General features: G+C 71.0%; 14 protein-coding genes. 9 read left to right on the forward strand and 5 right to left on the reverse strand.

Translation table 11 applies throughout. The annotated features are described in order from the left end of the window. Positions 1-746: 746 nt before the first annotated feature. The 3 genes from QK442_RS13235 to eccCa form a co-directional block, all read right to left on the reverse strand. On the reverse strand, positions 747-2,276 hold the full coding sequence (locus tag QK442_RS13235; protein WP_282694101.1) for a PQQ-binding-like beta-propeller repeat protein: 1,530 nt from the start codon (positions 2,274-2,276) through the stop codon (positions 747-749). Positions 2,277-2,437: 161 nt separating this feature from the next. Continuing rightward, entirely contained in the window at positions 2,438-2,743 is a 306-nt protein-coding gene (locus tag QK442_RS13240) for a hypothetical protein (RefSeq protein ID WP_282694102.1), read from the reverse strand. Positions 2,744-2,899: 156 nt separating this feature from the next. Continuing rightward, entirely contained in the window at positions 2,900-6,865 is a 3,966-nt protein-coding gene (gene eccCa / locus QK442_RS13245) for a type VII secretion protein EccCa (RefSeq protein WP_282694103.1), read from the reverse strand. 269 nt (positions 6,866-7,134) lie between these two features. Between eccCa and eccD the strand changes: the two genes are divergently transcribed. The 6 genes from eccD to QK442_RS13275 all read left to right on the forward strand — a co-directional run bounded on the left by eccD (position 7,135) and on the right by QK442_RS13275 (position 14,205). Continuing rightward, positions 7,135-8,640, forward strand: a complete 1,506-nt coding sequence (eccD, locus tag QK442_RS13250) for a type VII secretion integral membrane protein EccD (protein WP_282694104.1) — start codon at positions 7,135-7,137, stop codon at positions 8,638-8,640. Between the two features lie 188 nt (positions 8,641-8,828). Beyond that, positions 8,829-9,119, forward strand: a complete 291-nt coding sequence (rpsO, locus tag QK442_RS13255; protein WP_128976159.1) for a 30S ribosomal protein S15 — start codon at positions 8,829-8,831, stop codon at positions 9,117-9,119. A gap of 266 nt (positions 9,120-9,385) precedes the next feature. Then, positions 9,386-11,596, forward strand: coding sequence for a polyribonucleotide nucleotidyltransferase (locus tag QK442_RS13260; protein WP_282694105.1), 2,211 nt, complete (start codon positions 9,386-9,388; stop codon positions 11,594-11,596). Beyond that, positions 11,593-12,969, forward strand: coding sequence for a pitrilysin family protein (locus tag QK442_RS13265; protein WP_282694106.1), 1,377 nt, complete (start codon positions 11,593-11,595; stop codon positions 12,967-12,969). Before QK442_RS13260 ends, QK442_RS13265 begins: the two co-directional genes overlap by 4 nt. A 25-nt stretch (positions 12,970-12,994) precedes the next feature. Next, complete coding sequence (gene dapB / locus QK442_RS13270; RefSeq protein ID WP_282694107.1) at positions 12,995-13,747, forward strand: 4-hydroxy-tetrahydrodipicolinate reductase; 753 nt, start codon at positions 12,995-12,997, stop codon at positions 13,745-13,747. A 5-nt stretch (positions 13,748-13,752) separates the two neighbouring features. Further along, a complete protein-coding gene (locus tag QK442_RS13275; protein WP_282694108.1) occupies positions 13,753-14,205 on the forward strand; it encodes a hypothetical protein in 453 nt (150 codons plus the stop codon). Here the strand turns inward: QK442_RS13275 and QK442_RS13280 are convergent. Both QK442_RS13280 and QK442_RS13285 read right to left on the reverse strand, forming a co-directional pair. Further along, positions 14,195-14,743 carry a hypothetical protein gene (locus QK442_RS13280; RefSeq protein WP_282694109.1) on the reverse strand — a complete coding sequence of 183 codons (549 nt, stop codon included), beginning with the start codon at positions 14,741-14,743 and terminating at the stop codon, positions 14,195-14,197. The genes QK442_RS13275 and QK442_RS13280 overlap by 11 nt on opposite strands. A 54-nt stretch (positions 14,744-14,797) precedes the next feature. Beyond that, positions 14,798-15,037 carry a hypothetical protein gene (locus QK442_RS13285; RefSeq protein WP_282694110.1) on the reverse strand — a complete coding sequence of 80 codons (240 nt, stop codon included), beginning with the start codon at positions 15,035-15,037 and terminating at the stop codon, positions 14,798-14,800. Positions 15,038-15,238: 201 nt separating this feature from the next. Between QK442_RS13285 and thyX the strand changes: the two genes are divergently transcribed. The 3 genes from thyX to QK442_RS13300 all read left to right on the forward strand — a co-directional run bounded on the left by thyX (position 15,239) and on the right by QK442_RS13300 (position 18,872). Further along, entirely contained in the window at positions 15,239-15,979 is a 741-nt protein-coding gene (gene thyX / locus QK442_RS13290) for an FAD-dependent thymidylate synthase (RefSeq protein WP_282694111.1), read from the forward strand. 177 nt (positions 15,980-16,156) lie between these two features. Beyond that, entirely contained in the window at positions 16,157-17,056 is a 900-nt protein-coding gene (gene dapA, locus QK442_RS13295; protein ID WP_282694112.1) for a 4-hydroxy-tetrahydrodipicolinate synthase, read from the forward strand. Between the two features lie 130 nt (positions 17,057-17,186). Next, on the forward strand, positions 17,187-18,872 hold the full coding sequence (locus QK442_RS13300) for a ribonuclease J (RefSeq protein ID WP_282694113.1): 1,686 nt from the start codon (positions 17,187-17,189) through the stop codon (positions 18,870-18,872). Positions 18,873-19,020: the final 148 nt, after the last annotated feature.

Consider the following 19,020-nt stretch of genomic DNA (forward strand, 5'->3'; position numbering starts at 1 on the left):
GGGGTGCACGGCACCTGGATCCAGGCTCTGTCCGGCTCATCCCGCAGGGCGAGGGCGTGAATTCCGTCTGCCGGGAACGAGATCCGTTCATCCGTCCGCACGTAACCCCAGAAGGTGAAAGTGCTGATGCCGGACGACGGCGTGAGCTTTCCGCGCTCCTCGGCCGTCCGCGCTCCTCGGCCGTCCGCGCGGAAGGCGGCGCCCGGACGGCGAGGTCACGGTCGCTCGAGAGCCCGCCACCGTTACGTCAGCTGTCGTTCACCACGTCGCGAAGCTCGTTCCTCGTCGGATTCCAGAGGGAGCCAGGACCACGCCCACCACCGCGTCTGCTTCTGGGACCCGCCGGTCCTGACGGCCCACGAGTTCGAAGTCGTCGGGGAGACCGACGCGGACGGGTTCTCGCCTGGGTCCGTGAGCATGCCCCTCGGCACGGCTGGGGCCACCCCTCTACGCCGTACTCCAGGACAGCGACGGCCTGGGCCTCATCCGTCTTGCCGGTGTCCTCGGCAATCTCTTCGTCGACACCACGTGAGTCGGATCCGATTCCGTCCGGAGCCGACTGCCCCTCTCCCCGGCCGCGGCCGCCGTGCGCGAGATCGTGGAGGAGACGGCGCGGGACGAGCCGGGTGCTCACCCGCTGCCGGACCTGATGCCCTGGCTGCAGGAAGTCCTCTGTGCGGGCCTGACTCGTTCCGCGACGACCTCCCTACCACGTCGATCCATCCGGGCTGTCGCAGCGCAGCCGGTCAGCGGGTCGTGAGGACCATGGTCATGGAAGCGGCGATGGGATAGTTGAAATCGCCACGGCAGTGGAGGAACAGAGTCCGGTCCGCGTAGTACAGCGGGTCGGTCACGTCCAGGTCGACCAGATTGCGGTCGGGCGTGTCGGTGAATCCCGGGCTGTCGGGCATCTTCATCAGCTGGGTGGCCTTGCTGTCCGCCGCGGTGAGGTGGAGCACTTCGCTGCCGCGCATGCCGGTGGGCCGCATGTAGACGGTCAGGCCGCTGTTGTCGGTCTGCACGGGGATGAGGACCCGCGCGCGTTCGGTGTCCGGGGTGAAGGACCACCTTCGTTTTCCGGCGGCCGTGTCGAAGGCGTGGATGGAGTCGGCGTTGCCGGCGTCGTGGGTTGCCAGATAAACGGTGCCGGGCGCGGCGGCGATTCCACCGCAGCGGCGTTTCCAGGTGCGGCAGCCGGTGGCGTAGACGTCCTTCCGGACCTTCCAGGAAGCCTGGACCCTGCCCTGGGGCGAGAAGGAGACCAGCCGGTCGGGAGCATCCTGCTCGTACGGGCCGGAACTGACGCCCACGACCAGCGGATCGGCGGACACGATCCATACGTCGGTGGCTTGGGCCGTGTACCGCCAGGTCGCCTTCCCGGTCGCGGGGTCACGGTGGCCGACCCGGTGGGTGCCGCCCTTCCAGTCCCCGCCGCACAGGCTGCGCGTGACGAGGATCTTCCCTCCCGCGTGTTCATCGCTGGTGCAACCCCCGGCCGGGGCGGTCCACACGGTCCTGCCCGTGGTCAGCCGGAAGCCGAACGAGCCGCCGGCCGCCGCGGCCTCCTCACCCACGGCGGGCCAGCCGATCGCGGCCACCTGGTCGGTGACCGCCACCGTCATGCCCAGCCCTTGCGGTTTGAGCGTGGTCCTCAGCGCGGTCTTCCACAGGACGCTGCCGTCGGTGATGTCGATGACGGCGAACCGGGTGCACGGGCTCTTGAGTTCCTTGCCGGTGCGGTAGACGACAGCCACCAGGCCCTTGCTCGACTGAGTGGGCGATGCCTGGCAGATGTCACCGCTGAGAGGAACCGACCACCGTTCGCTGCCGGTCGCGGCGTCGTAGCCGGTCACCGCGTCCGAGACCCCCGTCGCGTAAGTGGTACCGGACAGCCACGCGCCGGGCGCCGACACCCTCCGCCCGTCCCGCTCGGCTGCCGGGGCGGCGACCTTCCAGGCGACTTTCCCCTCGGTGGCCGCTCTCGTCGGCGACGGCGAGACCGACGTCGCCGAAGCAGAGGAGGATGTCGAAGAAGGAGCAGGGCCCTTGCCGGAGTCGTCCTGCCGCTCCGCACCCGACATCGCCCACACGGCTCCACCCGCCACCACCGCCAGCGCCACCACCGCCGCGCCGGCCGGCGCCCCGGCCCGATTCCGCCTGCGCCCGGGAGGCGGACCCGACGGCACGGTCGGCTGGGAAACGGGGCCATAAGAGCCATGGGAGCCGTAGGAGCCATAGGGAGTCGGCGGAATGGGCGGCATCGGCGGTTGCGACACGCAGGACACCAATCCTTGATCGGCAGGCAGGACCGCAGAACCCCACCTCGTCACCATCGCACAGCAGATCGGTCCCGGCCGGAAAGCAACCCTCGACTGCCTTGAACACCCGGGTTCAGTCGCTCCGTCATGCACGACGTCATCCGTTGCGGGGACGCAACTCACGTGGTCCTGCTCAACGAGGTCCCGGCCGAGGTGACACCGTCCCCGAGTGCTCCGCGCGGGCCCGGCGCATCGTCCGGGACGGCGTCGGGCCCGGGGAAGGCGCGGCGGGACAGCTCCCGCACCGCGGGGGTCTGCCGCTCCACCGCTTCCGCGACGGCCGGGTCCACCCGGGACGGTCGCGCGGCCCGGCGGTGCGCCTCGATCGCGCGGTGGCGGCCGTCCGGCGGGGTGCGGCGCTCCACCGGCGCGGCGGGCGCGGTCGGCCGCGGAGCCGGGTCGGCGGCTGGGGGACCGGCCTTCACGAGCGCGGATGTTCGCCCCCAGTACCCGCCCGTCCAGCAGCGTCTTCAGCCGCTTCTCCCAGTGGTCCTGCTGCTGCTCGGAATACGGGCCTTGACCATCGGACCCGGGGCCAGGCGCCCGCCACGTAAGCAGCCGCCGCGCCCCCACCGCCCCTGCTACAGCTCCGGCATCAACCCCGTCTGCACCAGCGGGTTCCCCCGCTGCCGCGAGACGTAGACGCCGCGGCCCGCCGGCATCGGGCGCATGCGGACGCCGCCGAGGACGTCGCCCTCCTGCGGGTCGCCGGAGAGGAGCACGCCCTGCGCGCCGAGCTCCATCATGCGCTGCATGAAGGACTCGTACGCCGCCCGGCTCGCGCCCGCCGCGCTGCGGGCGATGATGAAGCGGACGCCCACGTCCCTCGCGAACGGCAGCAGCTCCGTCAGCTTCGCCAGCGGGTTGCCGCTCGACGTGGAGACCAGGTCGTAGTCGTCGACGACCACGAACAGGTTCGGCCCCGACCACCAGCTGCGGTCCCGCAGCTGCTGGGCCGTGACGTCCGCCGACGGCGAGCGGCGGCGCATCAGGTCGGCGAGGGCGTCCACGTGGTGCTCCATGTTGTTCGACATGGGCACGTACTCGGCCAGGTGCGTCGGCGGCGTCACGTCGAGCAGCGCACGCCGGTTGTCGATCACGAAGAACTTCGCCGAGGCCCCGTCGTACCGCTCCGAGATCTGCTTGATCAGCAGCCGCAGCAGGTTCGACTTGCCCGACTCGCTCTCGCCGAAGACGAGGAAGAACGGATCGCGCTCGAAGTCGACGAAGACCGGCTCCAGGTTGTTCTCGTCGACGGCGAACGCGACACCGCGCTGCGGCTCCGCGTGGCCCGCGGGCAGCGCGTGCGCGTCCAGCTCGCGCGGCAGCAGCCGCACCTCAGGGGCGCCCGGCGCCGTCCAGTGCCGGGTGACCTCCTGCGACATCGCGGCCGTCGCCTCGGCGAGGTCGCTGTCGGAGCTGATCCCGTCGATGCGCGGGACGGCCGCCATGAAGTGCAGCTTCTCCGGCGTCAGACCACGGCCGGGCACGCCCGTCGGCACGTTGGCGGCGATCTTGCGGTCCAGCTCGGAGTCCATCGTGTCGCCGAGCCGCAGTTCGAGGCGGTTCATCAGATGGTCCTTGAGGTTGGCGCGGACCTCCATGGAACGCGAGGCCGTGACGATCAGGTGGATGCCGTAGCCGAGACCGCGCGCCGCGATGTCCACGACGGCCGGTTCGAGACCCTCGTACTCGGTACGGAAGTTGCCCCAGCCGTCGATCACCAGGAAGACGTCGCCCCACGGCTGGTCCGCCGCCGAGATGTCGCCCCGCGCCCGCAGCCTGCGGTAGGTGCCGATGGAGTCGACGCCCGCGCTGCGGAAGTACTCCTCGCGCCGCGACAGGATGCCGTACACCTCGGCCACCGTACGCCGCACCCGCTCGGGGTCGAGCCGGGACGCCACCCCGCCGACGTGCGGCAGCCCCGCCACCGACGCCATGCCGCCACCACCGAAGTCGAGGCCGTAGAACTGCACCTCGTGCGGCGTGTGCGTCAGCGCGAACGCCGAGATCAGGGTCCGCAGCAGCGTCGACTTGCCGGACTGCGGACCACCGATGATCTGCATGTGGCCCGCCGCGCCCGAGAAGTCCCGGTAGAGCGTGTCGCGGCGCTGCTCGTACGGCTTGTCCACCACGCCCAGCGGTACGACGAGCCGGCCGGCCGCCTCGTACCCGGGCTGCGTCAGCCCCCGGCCCTCCACACCCGCGAGCCCCGGCAGCAGCGCGTCCAGCGCCGGCGGGTTGTCCAGCGGCGGCAGCCACACCTGGTGCGCCTCGACACCGCGCCCCTCAAGCCGGCGCACGATCACGTCGAGCACCGAGTCCGCCAGCGCGTCGTCCTCCGCGGCCCGGGCCTCGGGGACCTTCGGCTTCGCCTCCGGCTCCAGATACCGCACCGGCACCGGGGCCGCGGTGAACGGCACCGGCCGCCGGTCCACCGGCAGCGGCCCGCCCGCCACCGCGGCGTGCTGGTTGGCGCGGTACGTGCCGGAGACGTACGCCGCCTTGAACCGCACCATCTCGTCGGTGCCGTACTTGAGGTAGCCCGAGCCCGGCACGTTCGGCAGCGAGTAGGCGTCGGGCACGCCGATGGCCGCCCGCGACTCGGCCGCCGAGAAGGTCCGCAGACCGATCCGGTAGGAGAGGTACGTCTCCAGGCCGCGCAGCCGGCCCTCCTCCAGGCGCTGCGAGGCCAGCAGCAGGTGCACGCCGAGCGACCGGCCGATGCGGCCGATCTGCACGAACATCTCGATGAAGTCCGGCATCGCCGTCAGCAGCTCGCTGAACTCGTCGATGACGAGGACGAGCGACGGGATGGGCTGGAGCGGGGCGCCGGCCGCGCGCGCCTTCTCGTAGTCGTGGATGTTCGCGTAGTTGCCCGCGTCGCGCAGCATCTCCTGACGCCGGTTCAGCTCACCGCGGATGGAGTCGCCCATGCGGTCCACCAGGGTGAGGTCGTCCGCCAGGTTGGTGATCACCGCCGCCACGTGCGGCATCTGCGACATGCCCGCGAAGGTGGCACCGCCCTTGAAGTCCGCGAGGACGAAGTTCAGCGTCTCCGAGGAGTGCGTCACCGCCAGACCGAGGACCAGCGTGCGCAGCAGCTCCGACTTGCCGGAACCCGTCGCGCCCACGCACAGGCCGTGCGGGCCCATGCCCTCCTGCGCCGCCTCCTTGAGGTCCAGCATCACCGGGACACCGTCCTCGCCGACACCGATCGGCACCCGCAGCCGCTCCGACCGGGACCGGGGCCGCCAGGTGCGGCTCACGTCGATCGAGGCCGCGTCGCCCAGGTTCAGCAGATCGGTGAAGTCCAGGTTGGCGAGGAGCGGCTCGTCGTCGTCCGAACCGCCCGCCACCCGCAGCGGCGCGAGCTGCCGGGCCAGCGCCTCCGCCGCGTCCGGGCTCAGCTCGTCCGGGCTCCCCTCGTACACGTGCCCGTCGCCCGATTCGAGGCGCAGCGCACCGGACTCCACGACCACGGCCAGGTCGCCGCGGACACCGGCGCCCCGGCCCTCCACGACCTCGATGATCGTGACGCCCTGGATGCCCTCGGGGGAGGCCAGCGGCGAGGTCTGCGGGATCGACTGGCCGTCGAGCACCACGACCAGGTGCGGGTGGTCGAGCAGCGGATGGTTCGGGCCCTGGAACCGCGGCCGCCCCTCGAGGCGGCCCGCGACCAGGTCCTCCAGCTCCCGCGCGTCCGTCGTGATCAGCCGCCGGCTGCCCGCGCCGTCACCGGGCCCCGGCGCCTGCACGTGCGGCAGCCACTTCGTCCACTCCCACGCGGGAGCGGCGCCGTCCCCGGTGGCGACGACGATCACCAGGTCCTCGGGGGAGTGCAGCGCCGCCAGCGAACCCACCATGGCGCGCGTCGTGGAACGCGCCGCGTCCGGCTCCCCGCTCACCGTCAGGTGGTAGAAGGCGCGCAGCGACACCGCCATCGGCAGCCCGTCCAGGGTGCCGTGCGCGCTGAGGAACCGCCGCATCGCACCGGCGGTCAGCGGCTCCAGCTCGTCCACCGGCGCCGTCTCGGGTGCGATCAGCGGGGTCGCCAGCTGCTGGCTGCCCAGACCGACGCGTACCTGCGCGAAGTCGCCGTCCCCGATCCGCCGCTCCCAGATCCGGCTGCCCTCGGCGACCAGCGCCCACAGCTGCTCCGGCGACGGGTGCAGATAGAACTGCGCGTCCCGCTGGAGCCGCGCCGTCCTCAGCACGGCCCGGCGCGTCTGCGTCAGGTACTTGAGGTAGTCGCGCCGCAGGTCCGCGAGCTGCCCCTGGGTGCCCCGCCGGTAGCGGACCAGCATCGCGATGGCCATTGCCACCGTCGACGCGATCATCACCATGCCCATGATCCGCATGATCGGGTTCGGCGTCATGAAGAAGAAGACCACCGAACCGCCCATGCCGAGCATCGGCAGGAGCTGCATCAGCGCACCCTCCTGCTGCCCGCGGGGCAGCTCCGGAGGAGGTTGCAACTGCACCTGCTCGTCGGGCACTTCTGACGGCAGCGCCCGGGGTGGGCGCTTGACGACGATCTGGCTCACAGCTCACCAATTTCCGTTGCCGGACGGAAAGTTCCTCTAGACGCCCCCGTGGCGACGGGATCCATCCGCGGGGAGGGATCCTACTTTGGTGCCGGGTCACGGGTGGGCGGTAGGGTGGCCCGAAATATTTGCGTGGCCATGAACTATCGCAAAAAACGGGTCATTCGGAGCGCGGCATCCGAGGCGCGGGACGCCCCGCGCCCGGGCCGCGGACGGCCCACGGAGGCCCACGGCCGCCGGACAGGCATCACCACGAGGGGAAGCAGCAGGTGAGTATGACGGCCCCAGCCACGGCCGGCGGAGCCGGCCAGTCGGCTCCCACCGCCGTGTTCCACGGCGGCACCGGCTTCTGCCGGATCACCGTCGTCGCGCCCGACGGCCGCGTCGACGTCGCACTGCCCGAGGACGTCGCGCTCGCCGACCTCTACCCGGAGGTGCTCCGCCTCTCCGGCCAGACCCCGGCCCCCGGCGCCCCCGTCGGCTACCACCTGGTCCGCCGCGACGGCACCGTCCTCGACGGCAGCCGCTCCCTGGCCGCCCAGCGCATCCTCGACGGCGAGCTGCTGTCGCTGCGCCCCTTCGCCGACTCGCTGCCCCCGGCCGTCTTCGACGACGTCTCCGACGCGGTGGCCTCCGCCGTCTCCCGCGACCGCACCCTGTGGTCCGACGCCCTGATGCGCGGCGCGGGACTCTTCGGCGGATCGGTCCTCCTCGTCCTGCTCGCCTTCGTCCTGTGGACGGCCGAGCCCCGGCACGACATGCACGGCCTGCCCGGCATCCTGGCCGGCGTCACCGCTGTCCTGCTCCTCGCCCTGGCGGCGGTACGCGCCCGCGTGTACGACGACCGCGGCTCGGCCGTGGCCCTGGGCATCGGCGCCCTGGCCAACGCAGCCGTCGCCGGCTCAGGACTGCTCTCCCTCGCCGACGGCCAGGGCATCGGCAAGCTCCAGTTCCTGCTGGCCTGCGCCGCCGTCCTCGTCGGCGCCGTGATCCTCACCGCCGTCGCTCCCAGCGGCGACGGACCCTTCGTCGCCTTCGTCCTCGCCTCGGCCGTCGGCATGCTCGTCGGCTTCGCCGCCATCCTGACGAACCTCACCCCGGCCGAGACCGCCGCGGTCTGCGCCCCCTTCGCCGTCGGCGCGCTCGCCTTCCTGCCGGGGCTCTCCACCCGCTTCGCCCGTCTCCCCATCGGCTTCGAACCGCCCCGCACCAGCCTCGGCGGATACGGCTCCGACACCGAGCCCCAGGGCCCGGTCGACGCCGCCCGGATCGCCGCCCAGGCCCGCCGCGGCCACGAACTCCTCGTCGGCCTCGTCGGCGGCTGCGCCCTCGTCGCCGTCGGCTCCGCCGCCGTCCTCGGCTTCTCCGACACCGTGTGGGGGCAGCTCCTCGCCCTCGCCACCGGCGTCGCCATGCTGATGCGCGCCCACCTGTTCCGCTACACCGCGCAGGTCGGCTGCGCCCTCGCGGCCGGCCTCGGCTCCCTCGTCCTGCTGGGCCTCGGCCTCTGCCTGAACCCGCCCACGGACCTCCTCCTGGAGGCCCTGAAGGGCGACGGCACGGCGCTCGACATCCGTACGGTCTGGCTCTCCGCCGCCATCGCGGGCGTCGCCGCCCTCCTCACGGCCATCGGCCTCATCGTCCCGCGCAAGGGCGTCACCCCCTTCTGGGGCCGCTTCCTGGAGATCGCCGAGACCTTCGTCCTGCTCACGCTGCTGCCGCTCTGCCTCGCGGTCTTCGACGTCTACCACTCCATCCGGGCGCTGACCTCCTGAGCCGAGCTGGTACGCTGTGTGACGGCCGTTTGTGTACGCGCTCCCGGAAACCTTCGAGGTTCCCTTCAAGGTTCCCTTCAAAGTTCGGGGAGCAGCGCTCATCGGACCTTCGCTCCCGAGTCACGGAAGCTTCCCCTGAGACCAAGACCAGGGGCACTCGTGGGCGCACGAACCTAGAGGAGATCCGCGTGGCTCTCGACGCCGCCGTCAAGAAGCAGATCATGGCCGAGTTCGGCACCAAGGAGGGCGACACCGGCTCCCCCGAGGTCCAGGTCGCCATGCTGTCCCGCCGCATCTCGGACCTGACCGAGCACCTCAAGACCCACAAGCACGACCACCACTCCCGCCGTGGTCTGCTGATCCTGGTCGGCCAGCGCCGCCGCCTGCTGCAGTACCTGGCCAAGAAGGACATCCAGCGCTTCCGTACGCTGGTCGACCGCCTCGGCATCCGCCGCGGTGCGGCCGGCGGCGCTAAGTAAGATGCCGTGAAGGGAGCGGTTCCCACTTTCAGGGGGCCGCTCCCTTTGCTGTACGTGCGCGAAGTACCGACCGGCAATTACTCTGGTCGCAGAACGCCACGATCCGCGCGAGAAGCAGCCGGCACGCCGCCGGTCCTCGGTAGTGGCCCCCGGACCTCATCCCGGGTGCTTCGATCGAAGACCGGCCCGCCACATCAGTGCTTCTCCCGCACCGTCCCGCGCCACACGGGCGCCCGGACCAAAGACGAACGTAGGAGAAACCCATAGTGGAGAACGAGACCCACTACGCCGAGGCCGTCATCGACAACGGCACCTTCGGCACCCGCACCATCCGCTTCGAGACGGGCCGCCTCGCCCGCCAGGCCGCCGGCTCCGCCGTCGCCTACCTCGACGACGACACCATGGTGCTCTCGGCGACCACCGCCTCCAAGCGCCCCAAGGACCAGCTCGACTTCTTCCCCCTCACGGTGGACGTCGAGGAGCGGATGTACTCCGCCGGCAAGATCCCCGGCTCCTTCTTCCGCCGCGAGGGCCGCCCCTCCGAGGACGCCATCCTCACCTGCCGCCTGATCGACCGCCCGCTGCGCCCGTCCTTCAAGAAGGGCCTGCGCAACGAGATCCAGGTCGTCGCCACGATCATGGCCCTCAACCCCGACCACCTGTACGACGTCGTCGCGATCAACGCCGCGTCCGCGTCCACCCAGCTGGCCGGCCTGCCCTTCTCCGGCCCGATCGGCGGCGTCCGCGTCGCGCTGATCCGCGGCCAGTGGGTCGCCTTCCCGACGCACACCGAGCTCGAGGACGCCGTCTTCGACATGGTCGTCGCGGGCCGCACCCTGGAGGACGGCGACGTCGCGATCATGATGGTCGAGGCCGAGGCCACCGAGCAGACCATCCAGCTCGTCAAGGGCGGCGCCGAGGCGCCGACCGAGGAGATCGTCGCCGCGGGCCTCGAGGCCGCGAAGCCGTTCATCAAGGTCCTCTGCAAGGCCCAGGCCGACCTGGCCGCCAAGGCCGCCAAGCCGGAGACCGAGTTCCCGATCTTCCTGGACTACCAGGACGACGTGTACGCGGCCCTCGCCGACGCCGTCCGCGGCGAGCTCGCCCAGGCGCTCACCATCGCCGGCAAGCAGGAGCGCGAGGCCGAGCTGGACCGCGTCAAGGAGCTCGCCGCCGAGAAGCTCCTCCCGGCCTTCGAGGGCCGCGAGAAGGAGATCTCCGCCGCCTACCGCTCCCTGACCAAGGCCCTGGTCCGCGAGCGCGTCATCAAGGACAAGATCCGCATCGACGGCCGCGGCGTCACGGACATCCGTACGCTCGCCGCCGAGGTCGAGGCCATCCCGCGCGTGCACGGCTCCGCCCTGTTCGAGCGTGGCGAGACCCAGATCCTGGGCGTCACCACCCTCAACATGCTCCGCATGGAGCAGCAGCTGGACACCCTCTCCCCGGTGACCCGCAAGCGCTACATGCACAACTACAACTTCCCGCCGTACTCCACCGGCGAGACCGGCCGCGTCGGCTCCCCGAAGCGCCGCGAGATCGGCCACGGCGCCCTCGCCGAGCGCGCCCTCGTCCCGGTCCTGCCGACCCGCGAGGAGTTCCCGTACGCGATCCGCCAGGTGTCCGAGGCCCTCGGCTCCAACGGCTCGACGTCCATGGGCTCGGTCTGCGCCTCCACCATGTCGCTGCTGAACGCCGGTGTGCCGCTCAAGGCCCCCGTCGCCGGCATCGCCATGGGCCTGATCTCCCAGGAGATCGACGGCGAGACCCACTACGTCACCCTCACCGACATCCTCGGTGCGGAGGACGCCTTCGGCGACATGGACTTCAAGGTCGCCGGTACGAAGGAGTTCGTCACCGCCCTCCAGCTCGACACCAAGCTGGACGGCATCCCGGCCTCCGTCCTGGCCGCGGCCCTCAAGCAGGCCCGCGACGCCCGCCTCCACATCCTCGACGTGATGATGGAAGCGATCGACACCCCGGACGAGATGTCCCCGAACGCCCCGCGGATCATCACCGTCAAGATCCCCGTGGACAAGATCGGCGAGGTCATCGGCCCCAAGGGCAAGATGATCAACCAGATCCAGGAGGACACCGGCGCCGAGATCACGATCGAGGACGACGGCACCATCTACATCGGTGCCGCCGACGGCCCGGCCGCCGAGGCCGCCCGCGCCACGATCAACGGCATCGCCAACCCGACCATGCCGGAGGTCGGCGAGCGCTACCTGGGCACGGTCGTCAAGACCACCACCTTCGGTGCCTTCGTCTCCCTGCTCCCGGGCAAGGACGGCCTGCTGCACATCTCGCAGATCCGCAAGCTCGCCGGCGGCAAGCGCGTGGAGAACGTCGAGGACGTGCTCCCGGTCGGCTCCAAGGTCCAGGTCGAGATCGCCGAGATCGACCAGCGCGGCAAGCTCTCCCTGATCCCCGTGATCGAGGGCGAGGAGACGGACAAGGACGACACCGACCAGTGACGTCCCGCAGTTCCGCGACGACGGCCCGCCCCTCCCGGGGGCGGGCCGTCGCCCGTACCCAAACGCTTCTGCCCGGCAAGGACGGCATCGGCACCGTCCGCCGCACCGTCCTCCCCGGCGGCCTGCGCGTCGTCACCGAGACCCTCCCCTCGGTGCGCTCCGCGACCTTCGGCATCTGGGCCCACGTAGGCTCCCGGGACGAGACCCCGGCGCTCAACGGCGCCACCCACTACCTGGAGCACCTCCTCTTCAAGGGCACCGCCAAGCGGTCCGCCCTCGACATCTCCGCCGCGATCGACGCGGTCGGCGGCGAGATGAACGCCTTCACGGCGAAGGAGTACACCTGCTACTACGCCCGGGTCCTCGACACCGACCTGCCGCTGGCGATCGACGTCGTCTGCGACATGCTCACGGGCTCGCTCATCCTCGACGAGGACGTGGACGCCGAGCGCGGCGTCATCCTCGAGGAGATCGCGATGACCGAGGACGACCCCGGCGACGTGGTGCACGACCTGTTCGCGCAGACCATGTTCGGCGACACCCCGCTGGGCCGCCCGGTCCTCGGCACCGTCGACACGATCAACGCGCTCACCCGCGGCCAGATCGCCCGCTTCTACAAGAAGCACTACGACCCCACCCACCTGGTCGTCGCCGCCGCGGGCAACGTGGACCACGCCACGGTGGTACGACAGGTCCGCCGCGCCTTCGAGAAGGCCGGCGCCCTCACCCGTACCGACGCCGTCCCGGTCGCCCCCCGCGAGGGCGCCAGGACCATCCGTACGGCGGGCCGCGTCGAGCACCTGAACCGGAAGACGGAGCAGGCGCACGTGGTCCTCGGCATGCCCGGCCTGGCCCGCACCGACGACCGCCGCTGGGCGCTCGGCGTGCTGAACACCGCCCTCGGCGGCGGCATGTCCTCCCGCCTCTTCCAGGAGGTCCGGGAGAAGCGCGGCCTGGCCTACAGCGTGTACTCGTACACCTCGGGCTTCGCCGACTGCGGCCTCTTCGGCGTGTACGCGGGCTGCCGCCCGAACCAGGTCCACGACGTGCTGGGGATCTGCCGGGACGAGCTCGACAAGGTGGCCGCCGACGGCCTCACCGACGACGAGATCGCCCGCGCCATCGGCCAGCTCTCCGGCTCCACCGTCCTCGGCCTGGAGGACACCGGCGCCCTGATGAACCGCATCGGCAAGAGCGAGCTGTGCTGGGGCGACCAGATGTCGGTGGACGACATGCTGGCCAGGATCGCGGCCGTCACCCCGGACGAGGTCCGGGAGGTCGCCCGTGACGTCCTGACCCTGCGGCCCTCGCTCTCGGTGATAGGCCCCCTCAAGGACAAGCAGGCGGACCGCCTCCACCAGGCCGTCTCCTGACCTCCACCCCTAAGGAAGTAGTGCGATGAGCAAGCTGCGCGTGGCGGTCCTCGGTGCCCGGGGCCGCATCGGCTCCGAGGCCGTCAAGGCCGTCGAGGCCGCCGAGGACATGGAGCTGGTCGCGGCCCTGGGCCGCGGCGACGAGCTGGAGACCCTCACCGAGGCGGGTGCCCAGGTCGTCGTCGAGCTGACCACCCCGGACTCGGTCATGGCCAACCTCGAGTACTGCGTCGGCCACGGCATCCACGCCGTCGTCGGCACCACCGGCTGGACCGAGGACCGCCTCGCGCGGCTGAACGGCTGGCTCGCCGCCTCCCCGGAGACCGGCGTCCTCATCGCCCCGAACTTCTCCATCGGCGCCGTCCTCACCATGAGGTTCGCGCAGCTCGCGGCCCCGTACTTCGAGTCGGTCGAGGTCGTCGAGCTGCACCACCCGAACAAGGTGGACGCCCCCTCCGGCACCGCCACCCGCACCGCCCAGCTGATCGCCGAGGCCCGCGCGGAGGCCGGCCTCGGCGCCCAGCCGGACGCCACCGCGACCGCCCTCGACGGCGCCCGCGGCGCGGACGTGGACGGCGTGCCGGTCCACGCGGTACGGCTCCGGGGCCTGCTGGCCCACCAGGAGGTGCTGCTCGGCGGTGAGGGGGAGACCCTCACCGTCCGCCACGACTCGCTGCACCACTCCAGCTTCATGCCGGGCGTGCTGCTCGGTGCCCGCCGCGTGGTGAGCACCCCGGGCCTCACGTTCGGTCTTGAGCACTTCCTGGACCTGGGCTGACGGCCATGGGCGGCAAGATCACGTACGTCTTCCTCTCCACCGTCCTGGTCCTGGTCTTCGGGGTGGTGGCGATGGAGGGCGTCCTGCTCCTCCTGACCGGTGAGCCGGCGGCCATGGGCATGGGCGCGGTGGCGTTCCTGCTGCCGTGCGTCGGCGCCTGGTTCCTGTGGAAGAACACCCGCTTCGCGCGCCGGGCCCACCGGCTGGCCGCGGAGCTGGAGGCCGAGGGCGGGCTCCCCGTCGACGACCTGAAGCGCACCCAGGGCGGCCGGATCGACCGCGACTCCGCGGACGAGGTCTTCGCCCGGCGCAAGGCCGAGACGGAGGAGTCCCCGGAGGACTGGCGCTGCTGGTTCCGGCTCGCGGTCGCCTACCACGACGCCCGCGACACCCCCCGGGCCCGCAAGGCGATGCAGCGGGCCATCGCCCTCCACGAGGGCCGGGCGGTCAGCGCCTGACGCCGTACTCGGCGTGCCACGCCTCGACGGTGTCGGCGGCCCGGTCGAAGGCCTCGGTCCGGGAGAGGAAGTCGGCGCTGTGGTCGGTGAACAGCACCAGCTGCTCGCCGGCCACCCGGTCGAGCAGCAGCGCCTGTCCCTGGACGGTGCGCGGGAGGTTCAGCCAGCGCACCGGCTGCTGGGCGGTGCGGACCGAGGCCACCTTCGGCCAGGGGGTGGTGGCGGTGGAGAAGAAGCCGACGCGCCGCAGCCCCGCCCGGCTCACCCAGGTGCCCATGCGCAGCAGCCGCAGCGCGGCCAGGATGATCAGCACGGCGACGCCGAAGGTGACGAGCGCCCCGTCGACGGCACCGGCGGCGATGATGATCACCGCGGCGAGCAGCACGAACGAGGCGAGCAGCAGCGCGAGCGCCGCCGCGCCGACCCGGTAGGACCCCGGCCGGTACGGACGGCGCCACTGGTCGTGGTCGTCGAACGGGAGCGCGACGGCATCGGCGGTGTCGAAGGCGCGGTCGGCCGTCAGGAAGGGCAGGGGCACGGCGGTTCCTCACTCACAGGCACGCTCGAAGGGGCGGTGCCCGGTGAGGCTACCTCAGCGCTGGTCGGAGGCCTCGGACTGCTGCCGGTGCGCGGGCGCGTCCGTACTGTCGAGGGACGGCATCCCCAGGACCAGGGAGCCCACGAGGCCGGCGACGACGGTCAGCCCGAGCAGCGTACGTCCCACGACCTGCCCCGGCCTGAGCCGCTCCCGGGGCGGCGGAGTGACGTTACTGCGGAACCCGTCGGCCTCCGCCACGAACGCGAACGGTACGGCCTCTGCCCGCCTGGACATGGATGGCACTCTCCTCGGTGGTCGTCATATGCCTCATGGGTCTCTCATGGGTACAGACGAGCGAATCGAGGATGTGGTGCCGTTTTTTCACCGAAGAAGCCGAATCTCCTCCCTCGGACGGAGGCCGGGGCGGGTGCGTACTCCCCGGGACGGACGTCGTTAGAGTGGGCGACTGCGATTGGCGACTGGAAGGTACTGCTGGTGACCGACACCCCCACCGAGCCCGTGAAGATCGACCTCCGGAGCGATGTCACCGTCGAACTGGTGAAGAGCGCCGCCGCCGACTCCGACGTCCTGTGGGCGGCCCGGGTCTCCACGGCGGGGGAGCAGTCCCTCGACGAGCTCCAGAAGGACCCGGAGCGCTCGAAGGGCCTGATCAACTATCTGATGCGGGACCGTCACGGCAGCCCCTTCGAGCACAACTCGATGACCTTCTTCATCAGCGCCCCGATCTTCGTCTTCCGCGAGTTCATGCGGCACCGGGTGGGCTGGTCGTACAACGAGGAGTCCGGCCGCTACCGGGAGCTCCAGCCGGTCTTCTACGTCCCCGACACCTCCCGCAAGCTGGTCCAGGAGGGCCGCCCGGGCAAGTACGTCTTCGTCGAGGGCACCCCGGAGCAGCACGAGCTCACCAGCCGGGCCATGGAGGACTCGTACCGCCAGGCGTACGAGACGTACCAGGAGATGCTCGCGGCCGGCGTCGCCCGCGAGGTGGCCCGCTCGGTCCTCCCGGTCGGCCTCTACTCCTCGATGTACGCCACCTGCAACGCCCGCTCGCTGATGCACTTCCTCGGCCTGCGCACCCAGCACGAGCTGGCCGCGGTCCCGTCCTTCCCGCAGCGGGAGATCGAGATGGTCGGCGAGAAGATGGAGGAGCACTGGGCCCGGCTGATGCCGCTGACCCACGCGGCCTTCAACAAGAACGGACGGGTCGCACCGTAGGGCACAGATGTTCGCCCACTCTCACGAAGTGTCCGTATTGCGACGTTTCGTGAAGTTCATCTAGGCTGATCAAACGGACCCGGCACTGCTTGAACCCCCGAGCAGGCAGTGCCGGGCTCCTCTTCTGACGTCCCCCGAGGGGGCACCCGGCGCTGAGCAGCGAGTAGCGTGTTACCCATGGCTCCGATCTCCACTCCGCAGACCCCCTTCGGGAGGGTCCTCACCGCCATGGTCACGCCCTTCACGGCGGACGGCGCACTCGACCTCGACGGCGCCCAGCGACTCGCCGCCCACCTGGTGGACGCAGGCAACGACGGCCTGGTCGTCAACGGCACCACCGGCGAGTCCCCCACCACCAGCGACGCGGAGAAATCGGAGCTCGTACGCGCCGTCCTGGAGGCCGTCGGAGACCGCGCCCACGTCGTCGCCGGCATCGGCACCAACGACACCCACCACTCCATCGAGCTGGCCCGCACCGCCGAGCGCGACGGCGCCCACGGCCTCCTCGCCGTCACGCCGTACTACAACAAGCCCCCGCAGGAGGGTCTGTACCGGCACTTCTCCGCGATCGCCGACTCCACCGGCCTCCCGGTGATGCTCTACGACATCCCCGGCCGCTCCGGAGTCCCGATCGACACCGAGACGATCGTCCGCCTCGCCGAGCACCCCCGGATCGTCGCCAACAAGGACGCCAAGGGCGACCTCGGCCGCGCGAGCTGGGCCATCGCCCGCTCCGGCCTCGCCTGGTACTCCGGCGACGACATGCTCAACCTGCCGCTCCTCTCGGTCGGCGCCGTCGGCTTCGTCTCCGTCGTGGGCCACGTCGTCACCCCCGACCTCCGCGCCCTCCTCGACGCCCACCTCGCCGGCGAGGTCACGAAGGCCACCGAGATCCACCAGAAGCTGCTCCCGGTCTACACCGGCATGTTCCGCACCCAGGGCGTCATGACCACCAAGGCCGCGCTCGCCCTCCAGGGTCTCCCGGCCGGTCCGCTGCGCCTCCCGCTCGTCGAGCTCTCCGAGCAGGAGACCGAACAGCTCAAGATCGACCTGGCCGCCGGCGGGGTAGACCTCTGACACCGACTTCACAACTGAACACAGGCACAACTCAAGACAGCGACAACTGAACACCGACGACAGCAAGTGCACGATTGTCATGCGCGCCACGTGCCGACCGGTACGTGGCGCGTGTGGTGAGGAGAGACTTTTGAGCCATCCGCATCCCGAACTCGGCGCACCGCCGAAGCTCCCCCAGGGCGGCCTGCGCGTCACCCCGCTCGGCGGCCTGGGCGAGATCGGCCGCAACATGACCGTCTTCGAGTACGACGGCAAGCTGCTGATCGTCGACTGCGGCGTCCTCTTCCCCGAGGAGGAGCAGCCGGGCGTCGACCTGATCCTGCCCGACTTCACCACCATCCAGGACCGCATCGACGATGTCGTCGGCATCGTCCTGACCCACGGCCACGAGGACCACATCGGTGGCGTGCCGTACCTGCTGCGCCTGCGGCAGGACATCCCCCTCATCGGCTCCAAGCTGACCCTCGCCCTGATCGAGGCCAAGCTCCAGGAGCACCGCATCCGGCCGTACACGCTGGAGGTCGCCGAGGGCCACCGAGAGCGCCTCGGCGCCTTCGACTGCGAGTTCATCGCGGTCAACCACTCCATCCCGGACGCCCTGGCGGTCGCCATCCGCACCCCCGCGGGCATGGTCGTCCACACCGGCGACTTCAAGATGGACCAGCTGCCGCTGGACAACCGCCTCACCGACCTGCACGCCTTCGCCCGGCTGAGCGAGGAGGGCATCGACCTCCTGCTCACCGACTCGACGAACGCCGAGGTCCCCGGCTTCACGCCGCACGAGCGCGACATCTCCAACGTCCTGCGGAACGTCTTCGCGAACGCCCAGAAGCGGATCATCGTGGCGAGCTTCGCCAGTCACGTCCACCGCATCCAGCAGATCCTCGACGCCGCCCACGAGTACGGCCGCCGGGTCGCCTTCGTCGGCCGCTCGATGGTCCGCAACATGGGCATCGCCCGCGACCTGGGCTATCTCCGCGTCCCGGCCGGCCTGGTCGTCGACGTGAAGACCCTGGACGACCTGCCGGACGACGAGGTCGTGCTGGTCTGTACGGGTTCCCAGGGCGAGCCGATGGCGGCCCTGTCCCGCATGGCCAACCGCGACCACCAGATCCGGATCGTCCCCGGCGACACGGTCATCCTGGCCTCGTCCCTCATTCCGGGCAACGAGAACGCGGTCTACCGCGTGATCAACGGCCTCACCCGCTGGGGCGCCAACGTCGTCCACAAGGGCAACGCCAAGGTCCACGTCTCGGGCCACGCCTCGGCCGGCGAGCTGCTGTACTTCTACAACATCTGCAAGCCGAGGAACCTCATGCCGGTCCACGGCGAATGGCGCCACCTGCGCGCCAACGCCGAGCTCGGCGCGATGACGGGCATCCCCAAGGACCACATCGTCATCGCCGAGGACGGCGTCGTCGTCGACCTGGTCGACGGCCGCGCCCGCATCACCGGCAAGGTCCAGGCGGGGTACGTGTACGTCGACGGCCTCTCGGTCGGCGACGTCACCGAGTCCTCCCTGAAGGACCGTCGGATCCTCGGCGAGGAGGGCATCATCTCGGTCTTCGTGGTGGTCGACTCCTCCACCGGCAAGATCACCGGAGGCCCGCACGTCCACGCGCGCGGCTCCGGCATCGAGGACCCCGTCTTCGACGCGGTGATCCCGAAGATCGAGCAGGCGCTGAACAAGTCCGCCCAGGACGGCGTCGTCGAGCCCCACCAGCTCCAGCAGCTGATCCGCCGCACGGTCGGCAAGTGGGTCTCCGACACCTACCGCCGCCGCCCGATGATCCTCCCGGTCGTCGTCGAGGTCTGACGAACCAGCACGAACCGGGAGCGGGGCGCCTCGATTTGCATCGGGGCGCCCCGCTCCAGTACGTTTACGGCTCCGTCAGAGGGGAAGCCCCGGGCACCACTGCGTGCCGGGAGGGTGAACCGGAAGGCGGGAAATCCGACTCAGAAGA

Source organism: Streptomyces sp. CC208A (assembly GCF_030010625.1).
Classification (GTDB): domain Bacteria; phylum Actinomycetota; class Actinomycetes; order Streptomycetales; family Streptomycetaceae; genus Streptomyces.